This is a genomic window from Bacillus sp. 196mf (genome assembly GCF_003217275.1).
GTDB classification, from domain to species: Bacteria; Bacillota; Bacilli; order Bacillales; family Bacillaceae_G; genus Bacillus_A; species Bacillus_A thuringiensis_S.
On record NZ_QJTG01000018.1, the window covers coordinates 1 to 17,482 of the forward strand.

Genomic DNA, 17,482 nt, shown 5'->3' on the forward strand with positions numbered 1-17,482 from the left:
ATCGATTTTTGATGTTCTATTTTTGGTCCCCTTTGGTATAAAACCATTCATGTATTTATCAATGGTACGTCGATCAACCTTCAATTCTCGTGCTAGTTGACTTTTATTTATTTTCATCTTTAAGTTCTCCATTAAATTTTTAAAATTAGATAAGTCTGTAAGACTTTTAATTGTAAATTCCGTTGGAATATCTAGTTTGATATACACACTAACCACCTCAAAGTCAGTATGTAGAATCCTATTGAAAATGTACATGCTTATTCAAGTGTTAATGTGTACATTTAAACTAGCATTTATATAAAATGAACGAATTTATAGAAAGCGCCCCCCTGAATATTAATAAACTTGATAATAAATTGCATGTCTTGTCGAGAAGGATTGAAAGATTGAATGCCCTTTTAACCGCAATTGATCAGCGGATTAGTAAACAAGATAATGGAATAACGGTTAAGTTAGTAGGACATTTAAGAGAAATTCTTAAATATGTGGAGGATAATAATGGAAAATGCCCAGTGTGCTCTACAGAACATGGAGATAGGTTGCCAAATCTGATTAATACTAATATTAGTCAACATAAAGAAATTTTAAAAGAGGATACTTTGTATGCTGAGAAGTTTCTTGCAATGAAAAGAAGGGTAATTCAAAAGAAAGACCTAGTAATGTCTTTGAGGGAGGATATTCAAAATGAAATTAGTAATATAAAACAAAAACAGACTAGCTATAAGGTACAACTAGAGAAGATTAAAAGCAATAGTATGTTTCGTGCAGCATATATAGAAAAGTTGACTGATCAAGAATTAGAGGATTTGAAAGGAGAGTGTATAAATCGAATTTCAATCCTTAATAAAAACCTGTCAAATAAATTAGAGATTGAAAAGTTGAGTAATAAAGTGAATATTCTAAAAAAAATCCTTGGTACTAAACACGTTGCTGAAGATTTAGAGATAAGGAAGAAGCGATTAGAAAGAGCGGAAAAAAGGATACATAATCATTTAATCAGTAGAGGTGACGAAAAGGAAAGCTTGGAAAAAGAATATAAAAGAATATACCAAGAATACCCTTTTATTGAAGGTAAGAAAAAGTACGGAACATTACAATTAGAGATAGATAATTTAGAGTCTTTAAATTTGGAAATTGAAAAAGATTTGGATAAGATTTCTGAGTTACTAGAACTTCAACAAGTGTTAGATTTAAATAAAAAAATAGGTGTCGATATTCGAAGATACTATCAAGAAAGAAGCGATATAGCTCAAAATATTTTAAAACATAGAGAGATAGAAAAGTCGATAAATTATTTTATGAATAGTATGGAATCTGTTATTGGTAATGAAACAACATCATTTTTGAATGCCCGAGATTCATTAATTCAAAAATATTATCGATATTTAAATCCTATGTCTAATAGTAAAGGGGTTCAATTTAAATTAGATGGAAAAGGCTTAAATATTTGTATACCTATTCAAGATGAAAAGAATCAGGAAGTTCTTTTTAATGCTAAACATACGTTAAGTTCAGGACAACTAAATGTATTAGCAATTTCCATTTTCTTGGCTATTAATGAATCTCAAAAGGTAAGTAAATTAGACTTTATAGGTATTGATGATCCTATTCAAAATATGGATGATGTAAATAGATTTTCTATATGTGATGTACTAAATAGTCTTGAAAAGCAGGTTATTATCTCCACTCATGATATGGAATTTGTAAAACTTTTCGTGAAGAAAAATCAGCATAGAACAGAGCAAATTCAAGCCTACATGTTAGAAAGTCCTTTATTAGAAGTAGATAGGGTTAAACACATTACTTTTTAATTGTTTATCAAGCCGTTTGCTATTAATGCAGCTTTACATACTGATTCATTTAATTGTAAAGAATATGCTGCGTTTTGATTTGATTGAATTATAGTTCTGTATTTTAGAGGGAACATTTTAGTAATTTGATATGAATCAAAATTCTCTAATATTAACCAAATAGTTCTAGGGTCGGTTGTGAAGTGAGGAAGTGTTAATGGACCTTCCTCTTGTTTTTTTTCATTTAGTCTATACCAGTCATCTTCTTTTTTTGTCCAATTTAAAACTTTTTCTGCAATCAATTCGTTTTTTTGTATATCCGTTAATTGATCCCAGTTAATCATAAAAAATCCTCCTTAATCTTAATGTGTTTGCTTCTTATGAGATTTATAAGTTTGATAAGAATTCTTTATATAATTAAAAAGGCTCTAGTGATGATTTGCGAGTATATGTAACATCTTTTTAATTCAGTTATACCAAGATATGATGTGATTAACAGGCTTATGATTCTTTTATAAATCACAGAATTATATTTTGTGTAATATGTAAAAATCTATACTTTTGTTCCTTCTTTGTAATCTTAAAACTTTTCTATAGATGAGGAACGGTATGTACTTGCTTCAATAATGAGGTGAAGAGTAGAAAGTGGTAATTATTTAAAGGGCGGTGAATTAAACATTAAGCATAGCTATGAAGGAAGTGAAGTGGATTTAACATGACACTATCGTATATTCATTAGTTATAGAGAATAAGAGTGTTGTGTTTTTATAATGGGAAGACGGTGTATAGAAAGCATGTGTAAATTTGAAAGTTAGCATACGAATTATTTTTGATTATTAGTAATTTTTTGTTGTAAAATTATGCATTGGGATTTGTTTGTAAATATAATAGCAGTTTTGGAGGGGGAGACGAGAATCTTAAAAGAAGAATATGCATCAGGGGGGTATAATTATTGGAATTTTGCAGAGAAAAAAGAAGGTCAGCTGGATACTTTTTGAATAATGTAATGTGCAATCAAATGTTTATTGCTAGATGATTGGTTTGAATAGAAATGAAGGAGCAGTAAAAGGCATTCCAGAGCAAAGTTTATGGTTTGGGTTAGCTAAAACATCTGCAATTGTTATTTCAGAATATATTGTAGATGCAGATTTAACTCCTAATCAATATGTAGCATAGCTAAAAAAGACTAAATGGAATCACTCGATTTATCACCTGTTGTAATTATGGAGATATACAATGTTTTAAGTTTAAATACAAAATAAAATTTGTGTTGTATTTAAACCTAAATGAAAAATATTCAAATATTAGGCATTAATAACAAAAAGTATATATTTGTTATGAGTGCTTAGCTAATTTTGATAAAGGATGGATGAAAGCTGTGGGGATAAAAGAGGATTATATAAAGATTTATGATAATATTGTGATAAAAGAATTAGATGAGAAATGTTATATCAATCTAAAAAGATACGAACAAACAGTGCATCACTTCAAGCGATGGATAATTATAATATTGGGGATATATATACTATTTAATTTTAACGTTAAGATAAAATTAGAAACATATTCATTCGAATATTTTTATAATTGGAAGTACAGTTTTTCAATTATATGTGCTATTATTATGTATTTTATTTTGTCTTACGGTATGCGTTACTGTATATATAGAACTATCAAAGGGATTTATGAAAAAGAATTAAAGGCGAATAAGAAAGGTAATGCTCAGACGGAAAATTCTATTATACAGGCGATTAAATGTGTAGCGAAATGTTTATTTTGGGGAATGAAATTATGTATTAAATTATGTATCAAATGTATTAAAAGAATAATTTTTCCTGATTTAGAGGCAGCAAAGATGTTTAAGAATAGAATTCGTAAATTCACTATCCAAAATATACGAAATGGAAATAAAATTAATGGTCGGATCATAAAAAATCACTTCATAAGAAAACAGAATGCAAATGCAGATGATTTGCTTATATCAGAAGAAATTAAAAAAACATCAAATGCAAACGATGTTACCGATAGATTAAAATGTCAGTGTGATAAACACTATATTGATAAATATGGTTTATGCATTCAATGTAATGATTCTATAAAATTTATGACGAAATTTCATGTTAAATTTTCTAATTGGTATAATTTGTTAATATCTGTGATTTTAACAGCAATTATTATTTATTTTGTTACTCATAACAATTGTATATTCCAAAAAGAAATAATTTTAGGTCTATCTTTTTTGTTATTACTTAGACTGCTTTCTAGAACTGTAGAGATTGCTAAAGCTTTTTACGATGATGTTGTTCAAGTGGGAGCTAGGATTTTTACAGGTGGAAGTGAAAAAGTTTATCTTCATGCATGGAAAAATTCTTATATTAGAAAACCTTTGAGAATATCTTTGGCAATACATAGCCTTTTTGAATTAATGCTAATGTTTGTATGTGCATATATGTTAACCGTTGCTGTGTTTGGAAATCAAGTAGGCTTTGAAGATAAGCATACTAATAATAAATTAGTTGAAACCGTTGAAGTCGATTCAAATGTTATTAATATAAACATGTTGAAGGAATCCGCTTCAAGTAAAGTAAGGGACTATATCATCGAAGGGGCAATTTATGAATTCTTTTTATACGCTATATCGATCTGTTTTTTTAACATCTCATATGTTAACTATGGGTTTATAGTATGGAATATTTTACATGTTTGGCAAGTTGCGATGAGTATGATATTGATTATTTTGTGTATTGCAGCATATTTAGGTAATGATGATGATATGTACACAAGGGAAAGCAACTTTTTTGCTAGAACACTTAGGAAAATCTCTGAGAAAAATAATTGATAAATAAAATTGACTGTTTTCATGAAATAGATGTTCGTTGAATTAAAATTGTTAAAAAATATCGGTTCATTTAAGCACCTTAGCAGAACGAAGGCTGGGCGTCCTATTGGCATCAACGTATACTTCGTGAAATGGACTTAACATCTGATGAAGCAATTGAATTTGCGAAATTAAATGCAGGTGTTGTACAGCCATCAAAAACAAGTATTAATCCATACTACCTCGGTATTAAAATGTTTGAAGATATTGAAGAACGGTACAACAATCCGACTGAAGAAATGAAGCGACGAGGCGTAAAACCAGGATCTGGCCGTGATAAAATGTTTGAAGTACGCGAAATTGAATGGGACGTATCGTTCCTAAGAAACTACTTAAATAAAGATCTCGTTATGCGAGAAGATATGTACTTATTTCAGCGCCAAGGAAAAGAATATAAGTAATTAATGGTAACATGTATATGACCAGTTTGTAAAAGTGCAGCTTATGAATACTTCTTATAGTATTCATAAGCTGCACTTTATTTTTATTATTGGTACAAAATATTATTTTTATATAACTGCTCAGTTATTTTACTGAACCTTTTACTTAAAATTTGTTCAAACCATTCTTTTTTAATGTTATCTTTGTTAGCAGAGACAGGAATATTATATTCTTTTGAATTATCAAATAAACATTTATCAACACTCATACAAATCTCATTAATTATTGGAGTGTCTTTACCAGATATACTAAGCGTAGCATAATATTCAGGGAAAGTTTTTTTGGTTTTTTCTAAGTTAACTTCTTTTGGAAGCAGTGTTAAATTTGAAACACAACTCATTGGTAATCCGCCGATATGTTCAGCAGCATCTTTTAAACGATTAATTGGAAAGATATGATCGATATGGTGATCCTGATGTGCGGCACTGAAAGAAACAACGTTATGGTATAAATATTTAATGAATAGTATTGTTCGATCATCTATGGAAACACGTTTTTTTTCTTTTTTTGAAAGTTGTTCATCGAACCATAATTGTAAGACATTCTCCCATTGTTTCTTCTTCGGTAAATTAATGTAATGTAGTGATTCTAGCTCGTTATTGCGTACTGGCTCTAAAACAAAAGTACGAAGATGCTTATCTCCAGTACCGCGCCAAAAGTTCAATAGAATATCATAAAGATAGTGTGCAGGAATGCTTTTACTAAGTCTTTTTTTATATTCACTCCATAATGGGCGTTCTTGTAATGAATTATTATATTTTAAGTGGAAGATGGTACTAATAAGTGTTACAAGGTGAAAATCACTATGAAAAATTTTCTCTTTTTGCTTTTTCTTTTTGTAAGGTCTAAAAGAAAGGATAGGGTATAATAAATCATTTGCAAATTTAACAGAGCTTAATAACGCTTTTTCAAAGTGATTTAAGTTTTGTGAGGATAATACATCCTCTAAATTATTCATTTTTTGTATATCTAATAAACAACAGGCAGTAACAAGATTGAATACTTTAGAATCGACTTCGTCAGCTTTGTCTTCATTATAATCGCCGAATAGTATAGGGTACTGTTGTTGTAAAAACTTTCCTAAACCAAAAAGATATTCAAAGAGTGTAATATCTGCTGATTCTTGTTTAAAGGTTGTTTCATCATAATTATCAATGACGAAACCTTCCTTTTCCCATGCTTTGTATCTTAATGCGATCATTTCAAGAATTTCACGGTTGTCTACGGTAAAGGTTCTTTCCCATGTTGCAGCGAAAATTTGATATTTATTTAGTTTTGTCCCTCTACTATTAATTCGCTCGAAAATTTCTGGTAAATTAGATTCTTCACCGTGATATATAACAACTGGTATATTTATATTGGAGATATCTGAAGTGCTTTTAATCTCATCTAACATTAGGTCTAATTTAGAAATTAATTCTCTTCCATCTTTTTTTGAAGAGGCTGTAACTTGAAACTTTTCTTCTATTTCTTCTGCTAAATAATAACCTGTATAGTTATTTTGATTATTGAACCCTTCACGTGTTTTCATCCAACTTTCTATCTCTCTTTTTAAGAGGTCCTTATTTAGGATTGGATAGGTTTTTATAAAGGCATCTATGTAAATACTGTCAATTTCATTTTGATCAAAGTATTTTAAGGGATGTTTAACACAATCCAACATAGTAGATGTACGCTGTAACCCATCGACTAATAATGCGGTATCTTCATCTTCCTTTTTATAAAATAGTAGGGATCCAAATGGGAATCCTTGTTTTAAAGTATCGATAAACTTCCTTTTTTGTGTCTCACTCCATACTAAATTTCTTTGTAATTTAGGTAAGCGTACTTTAATGATAGCCTTGTTTTTTGATTCTTTTTCGTTTATTCCATCTACAATTTGCATTACTGTAAAATTTTTAAGTTCAGTGTGTGATTTTATTCCGTATTTTTGCATAAACTTCCCCTCTTTATGTAGCTTTTAGTACTTAGCTTTATCATAACAAATATGAAAATCAGAATTAATATATAATTGTAAATTAAATTTAAAGAAAATTAAGGTTTTTTGGTATTGAAAAATTATTGAAGGGATAAATAGCTCTCCTTATGTAGATGTCTGTTGTAAGTTTTAGATTCATTGAGCTCCCAATAGGAAGTATTAACATCCTTATTTTATAGTAATGGAATTTACCGATATGATGTTTAATTTTGAAATACTGTTATGGCTATAAGAATATTAGTTGTAAAAAAAGTATTGCCACACATTCATCAACTATGGGGAAGGACGATACATATGGAGTCCATTGTAGAGAGTAAGGGTATTGTGTTTTCAGATGGTGCATCGAAAATATGTGTAAAGCCGCTAGGAGTATTAGCGGCTTTTTTTAGATACAATTTTTACTATTTTTTCAGATGAATAAAACCGTAGACAAGTATATAACAAGAATAAGTTATTTCTTTCTTTTAGTTAATTCTTTTTCGAAAGTATTCCAAGCCTTTTCAGGGGAGAGAGGAATGAGCTTGTTATTTTTATATGAGTGATTGTTGTGTGCAATAAACATTGCTTGAATTTCTTCTATATTGAGATTCAATTCATTAGTTAAAGATTCTACATAATCCATAATACCAGGGGCTAAGAACCCAAAGTCTTTTGGACGAAAAGGTGGATATTCCTTTAGTAACTTGGGATTAGTGGTAGTATTAGTTGCCCCATTAATATCGTAATAACAAACTTCTAAATAAAAGAGTAAGGATTTTTCTGTTTTGCCTTCCTTTTTTAGCAGTTCAGCCATATCCATCCTACAATTACGAAATAATCCCCAACTCATAGTTGATGCATTCTCCATAGAGATACGATTGAGTAATCCCCAAGCGATGTCGTATGGATAAGATGAGGAAGAATTTTTTTCTTCTTTTTCTAATGTGGTTCCATGTTTGATAAAGAAGTCTTCAATCCACTTCTCTTCATAATACTTCTCTTTTTCTTTTTTTAATGACTCAAGTTGCACTTCTGTAAGTACCAGCTTTTGTTTGGTTTTAAAATGTGTGCGAATCCAAAATGTATTTCGGCATTTGGGGCACTTTCTTTTTCTAGTTAATTCTTTGTCAAATTTATGGCTACAATAGGGGCACAACCACTCTTTAAAAAAGTTAGAATTAGACTGATATTTTTCTTCTTCGTGAGTAGCGTTCCCGAAAGGTATATCTGTTTTTGAAGCTTCTGTTTGCACGGTGCTCATAGTTTCTTGTTTCGTATTAATATCTAAAACAGTGTTTGGGTGTAATGTTTGATGTGAATCTTTTAAAAATTTTTTAAAGAATTTAACGAATTTCATTAAAAATCCTCCTTTAATACCCAGATACAATAATATTAACATGTCTAGTTCGGAATTTTTCTTTTTGATGTTTTTGTTGCTACTTTATTCACTCAAAATCAAACATAATAAAAGGAAGAATAGTTCATATGGGATTGGTGGTTGAGAATAAGGGTGTTGTGTTGTTGGATGATGGGAAGATAATGCATTGGAAGTATGTGTTTGCTATTTTATTCCAAATAGGAAAAAAACGCCATTATTAAGAAAAATTTAAAAAGGGGACGATTCAACTGTTTCAAGTTAATAATGGTATTTTCTCTGGCATATCGATGGAACCTTTTTCAGAAACTGCATTAGAAGTGAAAGGGAGTCTTCGGAATGAGCTAGCTTTTCTTGGTGGATATACGAACAGATATACTGGTTATTTACCGACAAAGGAAGAGTATACATATGGCGGGTATGAAGTAGAGTTGAATTCTATTGTGTATGGGCAACGACTAATTTATTGATGCCACCGGAGGAGAAAAATGCGGATTTCATTGTGGAGAAAGTGATGAGATTATCTGTTAAGTAGAGGTTCTTATATAGTGGGATTGAAAAGCCTTTTTATATAGCATTGTGATATATAAAAAGGCTTTTTGAATAGGGAGTTTTTATTTAATCTGGTTGAGATTCACCTGGGGAAAAGCTCATAATGGTAATTTTATTATTTTCTATTTTTAAAGTGTATATTCGATTCGTGGAATTGTCTTTTCTTGTTTCTTGTTTATTATTCTTGAATATATATGTTTCATTTGTTGCAATTTTATATGTAGTAGGATTGATTTTTTCTAGTTTGGATACTGGATGGATTTTGACTGTTGTAAATGTATTATTAAACTTTTCTTGGTTTTTTATAACTTCATTCATTGTATTGAGATATTCACTACTTGGATCAATGAATTTGGCAACAGGTCCTATTTGTCGAGTATTGAATGAAATTAGTACTTGATCCGCATATTTTTCAAAGAATACTTGAACATCTTGAGATGTTTTGTCGAGTGTATCAGAGCTGGTTTTACTGTCTTGATAGGTCATGTATGCAATGTATGTACCAATAAGTGTCAAAAGTACTGGAATGATTTTAAAGAGCTTTTTTGAAAGAGAAGAACTTTCTCTTCCTTGACTTCTAGAATTTTCATTATCATTGATTGAATTGTTCATGTTAACGTTCTCCTTTTTTAAATGTTACTAATTCTTTGTCTATTTTATATTCGTATGTAATATATGGCAAGAGATTAATAGTAATATAATAGAAAATTTATAGTTAGACAAGCAGGTGGAATTCTAAGGAGAAAGAGCTAAAAAGAACAATGTTATGAATTATGAAGAGGAAAGATTGATACTATGGGAATGAAAGTACTTTACAATATACCCTTGAGGGTATATGATATTATACAAAGTTACAAAGTAATGTATAATATAGTTACGATTACGGAGGTGGTCTATAGTGGAATATAATCAAGATATGAAAAATAGATTGAAACGTATTGAAGGTCAAGTTCGTGGTGTGCTTCGTATGATGGAAGAAGGAAAAGATTGCCGAGAGGTTATTACACAGTTAACGGCATCTCGTTCTGCCCTTGATCGTACAATTGGACTCGTTGTTGGAACGAATTTAGAGCAATGTTTGCGTGAACAGTTTGAAAGTGGTAATGGTTCAAATGAAGAGTTAATTAAAGAAGCTGTTCAATTACTTGTAAAAAGCCGATAATCTGTCAAACATAAGTGTTGACAGATTTTCAAAAACGTTTTAATATACCCCTGCAGGTATATGTATATGAATTGTGGAGGAATCGATTATGAGTATAAAAGTGGATATGAGTTTAGATTGTAAAGGTTTGGCTTGTCCGATGCCTATTGTGAAAACGAAGAAGGCGATAGAAGGGTTAGCACCAGGGCAGGTGATTGAAGTTAAGGCAACAGATAAAGGATCTACGGTAGATATAAAAAGTTGGGCGGGTAAAGTAGGACATCAATATATCGGGACGAAACACGAGGGTGATGTATTGGTGCATTATGTTAGGAAAGCAAACGAGCATGAAGTGAATGAAGTTGTGAAATATCCACATACAATTACGAATGGAGAATTACAGTCTATATTGTCTCATGGGGAAGAGAGCATTGTATTAGATGTTCGCGAAGCAGCGGAATTTGCTTTTGGCCATATTCCATCTGCCATTTCGGTGCCATTAGGTGAATTAGACAGCGCAGTGTTAGATGAGACGAAGCAAATTTATGTTATTTGTCGAACTGGTAACCGCAGTGATGTAGCTTGCCAAATGTTGAAAGAGAAAGGTTTTTCAAATGTGAAAAATGTCATTCCTGGTATGTTAGGGTGGCAAGGAAATGTGGAGAAATAAAATTTTTTAAACAAAAATATACCTATGGGGGTAATTAAATGGACATTAAGATGTTACAAGCAAAAGATGTGGCAGAGAAAGTTTTATTCGGAGAGTTATTCATTTTAGATGTTCGTAATGAGACGGATTATGAAGATTGGAAAATTGAAGGGAAGCAAGTTTCTTCTATTAATAAACCTTATTTTGATTTGTTAGATGGTGTAGATCATATTGTAAGTGAATTACCTAAAGATAAAGATGTTTTAGTAGTATGTGCAAAAGAAGGGTCTTCTATATTTGTGGCAGAGCAATTAACAGAGGTTGGATTACAAAATATTTATTATTTAGCTGGTGGCATGAAAGCTTGGAGTGAATATGTGAAGCCGTTAAAAGTAGGGGATGTACAGGGCGGAGGAAGTATATATCAATTTAATCGTCTTGGAAAAGGCTGTTTATCTTATATGGTTGTTTCTAATGGTGAAGCAGCAGTTATTGATGCAGTAAGAACGGTTGAAGCATATGAGGAGTTTGCGAAAGAGCATGGCGTTACGATTACGAATGTAATGGATACACATTTACATGCAGACCATATTTCCGGAGGACGTAAGTTAGCTGAAAAGGTAGGTGGTACGTATTGGTTACCGCCAAAAGATGCAGAGGAAGTCGTTTTCTCATACGAACCGCTTGTTGAAGGATCTGTTATTACGGTGGGGGGTACTAAAATTGTAATTGACGCATTATACTCACCAGGGCATACGATTGGAAGTACGTCATTCATTGTAGATGATTCTTATTTATTATCAGGCGATATTTTATTTGTAGATTCAATTGGGCGTCCTGATCTTGCTGGTAAGGCTGAAGATTGGGTGAGTGATTTAAGAAATACGTTATATACACTTTATAAGGAACTGTCTCAAGATTTAATTGTTTTACCAGCTCATTATTCAAAAATAAGTGAAATGGATGAAAGAGGCATTGTGAGTGCGAGCTTACAAGATCTATTTAAAGAGAATGTAGGGTTAAATATTGCTGATGAAGTAGAGTTTCGTAAAACTGTGACAGAGAACTTACCGCCACAACCAAATGCATACGAAGAAATTCGTCAAACGAATATGGGGAAAATTCATCCGAGTATGGAAGAAGAGCGTGAAATGGAGATTGGCCCAAATCGTTGTGCAGTGCATGAGTCATTATAAAAATAACAAATTGGAGGAATTGATGATGAATATAAAACAAGTATTAGATGCGAAAGGTTTAGCATGTCCAATGCCGATTGTAAGAACGAAGAAAGCGATGGATACTTTGCAAACTGGAGAAGTGTTAGAAGTACATGTAACGGATAAAGGATCAGTTAAGGATATTCCAGCGTGGGCAAATAAAGGTGGTCATGACATCGTAAAGCATGTAGAAGAAGCTGATGTGCTGAAATTTTGGATTAAGAAGGCGTAGGAAAAAATATTGTTATAAATGCAGAGAGGGTGGTTATATGAACACAATAGTAAGTACGCTTTTCATTGTACTTGCTACATGGTTTGTTATTTCACGATTTTTACCAGTGAAAGGTGTGCAAAATATCAGTGGAAAAGAATTAAAGAATATAGTGGAAAAAAAGGGGAAACAACTTATCGATGTTCGTACAGTAGGTGAATATAGAGGAAATCATATGAAAGGATTTCAGAATATCCCGTTAAATGAGTTAGCTAGTAGAGCAAGTCAGTTAGATAAAAATAAGGAAGTAATCGTTATTTGCCAAAGTGGAATGAGAAGTAAGCAAGCTGCAAAGATGTTGAAAAAACTAGGGTTTCAGCAAGTAATAAACGTTTCAGGTGGTATGAATGCTTTGTGAGGAGGGACTTTAAAATGAAAGAAATGACAGCAAAAGAATTAGAAGAAAAATTGTTACGTAAAGAAGCAGTAAATATCGTAGATGTCCGTGAAGTAGAAGAAGTAGCAGAAGGAAGAATTCCAGAAGCATGTAATATTCCGCTAAGGCTATTAGAGTTTCGAATGCATGAGTTGGATAAAAAGAAAGAGTATATTATCGTTTGTCGCTCTGGCGGAAGAAGTGGAAGAGCAGTTCAGTTTCTAGAGAGCTACGGTTTTCAAGCAATCAATATGATAGGTGGTATGTTAGCGTGGGAAGGTAAAGTCATATAGTGAAGTAAGTGATTTGGGCCTTTTATAAACAGATAAATACCCCTATAGGTAATTGGAGGGAGAACAATATGGAACAACAGAAGAAAACGACAATCGTGTTATTTAGCGGAGATTACGATAAAGCAATGGCTGCTTATATTATTGCAAATGGTGCAGCGGCGTATGACCAAGAGGTAACTATTTTTCATACTTTCTGGGGGTTAAATGCTTTAAGGAAAGATGAACATGTGAATGTAAAGAAAACATTTATAGAAAAAGTATTTGGAAAAATGATGCCACGCGGTGCCGATAAGATGGGATTATCCAAAATGAATTTTGCTGGCATGGGGCCAAAGATGATTAAAGGCATTATGAAAAAACATAACGCAATGCCTTTGCCAGATTTAATTGATTTGGCGAAAGAACAAGGAATTAAACTTGTAGCTTGTCAAATGACAGTAGATTTATTAGGGTTAAAAGAGGAAGAGATTATGGAAGGGGTAGAGTTTGCAGGCGTAGGGGCATATTTAGCAGATGCTTCGGATGGGAATGTAAACTTATTCATTTAAATCACCTTCTTTTTAGAAGGCGGGGGATGTAAGATGAGCTTAGTCGTATTACTTTTTATAATTGGGTTTATAGGATCGTTTATATCAGGAATGGTTGGGATTGGTGGCGCGATTATTAATTATCCAATGATCTTATACATTCCAGTATTGCTAGGATTTACTGGCTATACGTCACATGAAGTGAGCGGTATTACAGCGGTACAAGTATTCTTTGCAACTTTTGCAGGCGCGTGGGCATACCGGAAAAGTAATGACATGAATAAAACGTTAGTTATGTATATGGGAGCTAGTATATTAATAGGAAGCTTCATAGGGAGTTTCGGTGCTAACATATTAGAGGAACATACAGTTAATGTTGTTTATGCAGCATTAGCTACAATTGCAGCTATTATGATGTTTGTACCGAAACAAAATAATAGTGGAGATGTGAAGTATAATAAATGGTTAGCAAGCTTGTTAGCGTTCGTTGTAGGGGGAGCTTCAGGCATTATAGGAGCTGGAGGTTCGTTCCTTTTAGTTCCCATTATGCTAGTTATTTTAAAATTACCACTGCGCATGACGATCGCAACATCTATCGCTATTACGTTTATTTCCTCAATAGGGATTACTACAGGAAAAGTGATTACTGGGCAAGTAGTTATCATTCCAGCTCTAATTATTGCGGTTGCCAGTATATTTGCTGCGCCACTTGGAGCACGAGTCGGGAAGAGGCTAAATCAAAAAGTACTGCAATATGTATTGTCCACTTTAATTGTAGGCACTGCTGTTAAAATGTGGATCGATATGATATCAAAATAAAAGGATGGTGCTGCTTACAGCCCATCCTTTTATTTATTGCCCGTAAACCTAACGGATTATAGTTTTACTTTATGCCCAAATAACTTTCATTAAGTTTTTATATTCGTCATTTGCTAATTTATATAGCATTCTCGTATGTTCAAAGACAAGTGCTGGATTAAAGTTTGGTTCTGAGAATGCAAGAGATGCTGAAATATCAATTGCATTTTGCTTGTTTAATGTGAATTTTGCAAAGCGATAAGATGTGTTTAATTCATTAATAACATGTAAAATATCATTTGTTGATGTTGCATCAGGCACGTGAGCAACATTGAAGCAGTATATATCTACCGTAGGATGTTCGTTTTGGAAAGCAGCGATAAGTTGAATTTTTGCGCCAGCTTCTGTCTCTAATCCTACTGAAAAATGAACAGAGCCATCATTTTCATCTATATTTTCTTCCATGTATATATCGTTGGATTTTAAGTAGTCTTTAAAATCTGAGATGTTATGTTTTACTGCAGCTTTCATATGTATGAGCCCCCTGATAATTGGAATAGATTGCTACTATTTATTATAATTTAAAAATATTAAAAAAGATAGTTAGAAAGTTCTGATTTTTGATTCTGAAGAAATAAAAAGAAGCAGTACTCTACCTCCATAGAGTACTGCTTCTTTACTATTCATTGTCGTTAGACGATGGTTCTGTATCTTCACTGCTATTTTTGTTCTTATTTTTCACTTCATTGTTACTTGATTCGCGTTCACTTGAATTTTCAGACTTAGATTCTTTTGTCTTTTTCGAATCAGAGTCTGAGTCAGACTTTGTATATGCAGGTAGCCCAAGATGAGTACGAAGTTCATTTGTAACATTAGCTAATTCTTTTTTATCTGGATTGTAGTAGTAAGTTCGACCACCACCAGCAGATTTGCTACATGTATCGTCACCTTTTGCCATATAGCAATCATCACCTTGGATTTGTAATTTCTCAATTTCCGAATCCGATCCATATTTATAGAATGAAAGCATATCATCAAATGTTAAGTTTGTAACGAATTGTCCGTTAATATCATCAATGATGTTGCCAACTTTTGTTACAGAACCAACACTTGTTAGTTTCTTTAAAATAGCCTCGATAACGAGTTGTTGACGTTGTCCACGCATTGCATCACTATCGATGTGTCTTGTTCTAGCAAGAGCAAGAGCTTCTTCGCCATTTAACTTTTGAACACCTTTTTCTAGGTGAATTGCCTCAGCATTATCATTGCTATCTTGCTCAGTAAATTCAACTGGTACATCAACTTCAACACCGCCCAAGTCATCGACGATTTTTATAAATGATTTAAAGTTAAATTTCACAAAATAATCGACAGGAACATTCATTAATTTTTCAACTGCATCAATGCTTGCTTGTGGTCCGCCATTTTTTCCGTTTTTAGCAGAACCGAATGCATGAGCGTGTGTAATTTTATCTTTTTTCTTTTCTATTGGAATATAAGTATATGTGTCACGTGGGATACTCAATAGTTTAACAGTTTTGCTATCTTTATTAAATGTTGCAAGTAAAAGCGCATCTGTTCTTATAGCTTCACCATATTCTTTTCCTCGGACATCGCTTTCATCAACACCCATTATTAAAACAGAGACGTTATTTGTAATAGGTTTTACAGCTTTATCTCGTAAATCAGATTTATCACCGCGTGCTAAATCGTGTGCGGCATTTCGAACAGCAGAAGATGCTTTATTTACTAAAAACCAAGTATAACCGCCGCCTATTAATAAAACGAATAGTATAGCGCTTATAATAATTTTTATTTTTTTCTTATTTTTTTTCGGTTTACTGCGTGTATTTTCTTGCAAAGATGGGTTTTGCTCCATTTCTTGTACTCCTTCATTTGGATTGAAATACGACACTCATATCCACTTATTATAATGAAATTTAGCGAAAAAAAACATTACAAATCATTTACATTTCGTAAAAATTCAATTTATTTATAAAAAGTCAGATTTTCTATATATTATTTGTCAGATGTAGAATAAGTATAAGGGCTTTTAGTAGAAATGAAAATATATATTATGAGAAAATGATAGGGAAGTAAGATTTGTTGAAATATATCCAAGAAGAAATGAGTAAGCTTACCTATTTCTTCTATATAATAAAGAAGAATTTGACGGATAAAGGAGAGAGCATAATGAATCATACATCATTCCGAGCAATCGTTGTGAACGAAACGGAAAATCATCAGTTTGTAAGAAAAGTTGTTGAGAGAGAAGTAAGTAGTTTACCTGAGGGAGACGTATTCATACAAGTTCATTATTCTTCATTAAATTATAAAGATGCCCTTTCAGCTACTGGTAATAAAGGGGTTACGAGAACATATCCTCATACGCCGGGAATTGATGCTGCAGGAGAAGTTGTGAGTAGTGAAGATAACTCTTTTAAGGTAGGAGATCAAGTTATTGTAACGGGATATGACTTAGGGATGAATACTTCTGGTGGTTTCGGAGAATATATTCGCGTGCCATCATCTTGGGTCGTGCCTTTACCAGAAGGATTGTCATTAAAGGAAAGTATGATGTATGGGACAGCAGGTTTTACTGCGGCTTTGTCGGTATATAAGCTTATTGGAGCAGGAATCAAGCCTAGTATGGGAGATGTTTTAGTAACGGGTGCTACAGGCGGCGTAGGGAGTGTAGCTGTTAGTATATTAAGTAAGTTAGGGTTTAACGTAGTAGGAGCGACAGGGAAAATGGAAGAGGAACAGATGCTATTACGTCTAGGCGCGAAAAAAGTGATTCATCGCGCGGAATTGAATGATGAATCAGGAAGACCGATGTTAAAAGGGATATACGCCGGAGTTATCGATACTGTAGGTGGGCATATGTTAGAAACAGCTTTAAAAACAGTAAAGTATGGTGGTTGTGTAACGACATGCGGTAATGTGGCAGGCCAGGAACTACAAACAACAGTATATCCATTTATTTTACGAGGCATAAGCCTTTTAGGGGTAGATTCCGTGCAATGTCCAGTGGATGTGAGAAGAGATGTGTGGACGCTTTTAGCGAAAGAATGGGGAAATAAAGAATTACTATCTTATACAGAAGAATGTACATTAGAAGAATTAGAGAAGAAGTTTACACTTATATTGCAAGGAAAGTTAAAAGGAAGAACAGTTGTTAAAATATAATGAAAAAAGAGACGCTTAAGTTAGCGTCTCT

18 protein-coding genes and 3 pseudogenes are annotated in these 17,482 nt (G+C 32.5%); 14 read left to right on the forward strand and 7 right to left on the reverse strand.

From position 1 onward, the window contains the following. Positions 1–207: pseudogene (locus tag ATL10_RS21280) on the reverse strand (IS21 family transposase); the annotation flags it as partial. A 95-nt stretch (positions 208–302) separates the two neighbouring features. On the opposite strand from ATL10_RS21280, the gene ATL10_RS21285 reads away from it, so the two are divergent. Continuing rightward, positions 303–1,811, forward strand: coding sequence for a coiled-coil domain-containing protein (locus ATL10_RS21285; protein ID WP_142669984.1), 1,509 nt, complete (start codon positions 303–305; stop codon positions 1,809–1,811). On the opposite strand, the gene ATL10_RS21290 is transcribed toward ATL10_RS21285, so the two are convergent. Beyond that, the gene (locus ATL10_RS21290; RefSeq protein WP_110497485.1) at positions 1,808–2,134 is read right to left on the reverse strand and encodes a BC1872 family protein; all 327 of its coding nucleotides are present in this window, start codon (positions 2,132–2,134) and stop codon (positions 1,808–1,810) included. The genes ATL10_RS21285 and ATL10_RS21290 overlap by 4 nt on opposite strands. A 688-nt stretch (positions 2,135–2,822) precedes the next feature. Here ATL10_RS21290 and ATL10_RS31630 point away from each other — a divergent pair. The 3 genes and pseudogenes from ATL10_RS31630 to ATL10_RS21300 form a co-directional block, all read left to right on the forward strand. After that, positions 2,823–2,966 (forward strand): hypothetical protein, encoded by a 144-nt coding sequence (locus ATL10_RS31630; RefSeq protein ID WP_220037385.1) that lies wholly within the window; start codon positions 2,823–2,825, stop codon positions 2,964–2,966. Positions 2,967–3,168: 202 nt separating this feature from the next. Further along, a complete protein-coding gene (locus tag ATL10_RS31365) occupies positions 3,169–4,626 on the forward strand; it encodes a hypothetical protein (protein WP_181419341.1) in 1,458 nt (485 codons plus the stop codon). A gap of 86 nt (positions 4,627–4,712) precedes the next feature. Beyond that, positions 4,713–5,063: pseudogene (locus ATL10_RS21300) on the forward strand (SpoVR family protein); the annotation flags it as partial. A gap of 89 nt (positions 5,064–5,152) precedes the next feature. Here ATL10_RS21300 and ATL10_RS21305 read toward each other — a convergent pair. Together ATL10_RS21305 and ATL10_RS21310 are read right to left on the reverse strand one after the other, a co-directional pair. Beyond that, complete coding sequence (locus ATL10_RS21305) at positions 5,153–7,042, reverse strand: DUF262 domain-containing protein (RefSeq protein ID WP_110497489.1); 1,890 nt, start codon at positions 7,040–7,042, stop codon at positions 5,153–5,155. A 493-nt stretch (positions 7,043–7,535) separates the two neighbouring features. After that, positions 7,536–8,420 carry a hypothetical protein gene (locus ATL10_RS21310; protein WP_110497491.1) on the reverse strand — a complete coding sequence of 295 codons (885 nt, stop codon included), beginning with the start codon at positions 8,418–8,420 and terminating at the stop codon, positions 7,536–7,538. 242 nt (positions 8,421–8,662) lie between these two features. On the opposite strand from ATL10_RS21310, the pseudogene ATL10_RS21315 reads away from it, so the two are divergent. Next, positions 8,663–8,973: pseudogene (locus ATL10_RS21315) on the forward strand (neutral/alkaline non-lysosomal ceramidase N-terminal domain-containing protein); the annotation flags it as partial. Between the two features lie 83 nt (positions 8,974–9,056). Here ATL10_RS21315 and ATL10_RS21320 read toward each other — a convergent pair. Continuing rightward, positions 9,057–9,602 (reverse strand): TcaA NTF2-like domain-containing protein, encoded by a 546-nt coding sequence (locus tag ATL10_RS21320; RefSeq protein ID WP_110497494.1) that lies wholly within the window; start codon positions 9,600–9,602, stop codon positions 9,057–9,059. Positions 9,603–9,888: 286 nt separating this feature from the next. Here ATL10_RS21320 and ATL10_RS21325 point away from each other — a divergent pair, with 286 nt between their 5' ends. From ATL10_RS21325 to ATL10_RS21360, 8 genes are all read left to right on the forward strand, one after another. Next, positions 9,889–10,152, forward strand: a complete 264-nt coding sequence (locus tag ATL10_RS21325) for a metal-sensitive transcriptional regulator (protein WP_000456206.1) — start codon at positions 9,889–9,891, stop codon at positions 10,150–10,152. A gap of 88 nt (positions 10,153–10,240) precedes the next feature. Then, complete coding sequence (locus ATL10_RS21330; protein WP_089170447.1) at positions 10,241–10,801, forward strand: sulfurtransferase TusA family protein; 561 nt, start codon at positions 10,241–10,243, stop codon at positions 10,799–10,801. A 38-nt stretch (positions 10,802–10,839) separates the two neighbouring features. Beyond that, on the forward strand, positions 10,840–11,976 hold the full coding sequence (locus tag ATL10_RS21335; protein WP_098842244.1) for an MBL fold metallo-hydrolase: 1,137 nt from the start codon (positions 10,840–10,842) through the stop codon (positions 11,974–11,976). 22 nt (positions 11,977–11,998) lie between these two features. Continuing rightward, positions 11,999–12,229: a sulfurtransferase TusA family protein gene (locus tag ATL10_RS21340; RefSeq protein ID WP_016513699.1), complete on the forward strand. Its 231-nt coding sequence runs from the start codon at positions 11,999–12,001 to the stop codon at positions 12,227–12,229. Positions 12,230–12,266: 37 nt separating this feature from the next. Further along, complete coding sequence (locus ATL10_RS21345) at positions 12,267–12,626, forward strand: rhodanese-like domain-containing protein (RefSeq protein WP_016513698.1); 360 nt, start codon at positions 12,267–12,269, stop codon at positions 12,624–12,626. Positions 12,627–12,640: 14 nt separating this feature from the next. Further along, a complete protein-coding gene (locus tag ATL10_RS21350; protein WP_044783308.1) occupies positions 12,641–12,937 on the forward strand; it encodes a rhodanese-like domain-containing protein in 297 nt (98 codons plus the stop codon). A gap of 68 nt (positions 12,938–13,005) precedes the next feature. Further along, positions 13,006–13,485, forward strand: coding sequence for a DsrE/DsrF/DrsH-like family protein (locus ATL10_RS21355; protein WP_000437741.1), 480 nt, complete (start codon positions 13,006–13,008; stop codon positions 13,483–13,485). Between the two features lie 33 nt (positions 13,486–13,518). Beyond that, positions 13,519–14,283: a sulfite exporter TauE/SafE family protein gene (locus tag ATL10_RS21360; protein ID WP_000060742.1), complete on the forward strand. Its 765-nt coding sequence runs from the start codon at positions 13,519–13,521 to the stop codon at positions 14,281–14,283. Between the two features lie 69 nt (positions 14,284–14,352). Here ATL10_RS21360 and ATL10_RS21365 read toward each other — a convergent pair whose 3' ends face one another. Both ATL10_RS21365 and ATL10_RS21370 read right to left on the reverse strand, forming a co-directional pair. Further along, entirely contained in the window at positions 14,353–14,793 is a 441-nt protein-coding gene (locus tag ATL10_RS21365) for a hypothetical protein (RefSeq protein WP_000642361.1), read from the reverse strand. 148 nt (positions 14,794–14,941) lie between these two features. Continuing rightward, the gene (locus ATL10_RS21370) at positions 14,942–16,141 is read right to left on the reverse strand and encodes an LCP family protein (RefSeq protein WP_086402826.1); all 1,200 of its coding nucleotides are present in this window, start codon (positions 16,139–16,141) and stop codon (positions 14,942–14,944) included. A gap of 314 nt (positions 16,142–16,455) precedes the next feature. Between ATL10_RS21370 and ATL10_RS21375 the strand changes: the two genes are divergently transcribed. Further along, entirely contained in the window at positions 16,456–17,451 is a 996-nt protein-coding gene (locus tag ATL10_RS21375) for a YhdH/YhfP family quinone oxidoreductase (RefSeq protein ID WP_086402827.1), read from the forward strand. Positions 17,452–17,482: the final 31 nt, after the last annotated feature.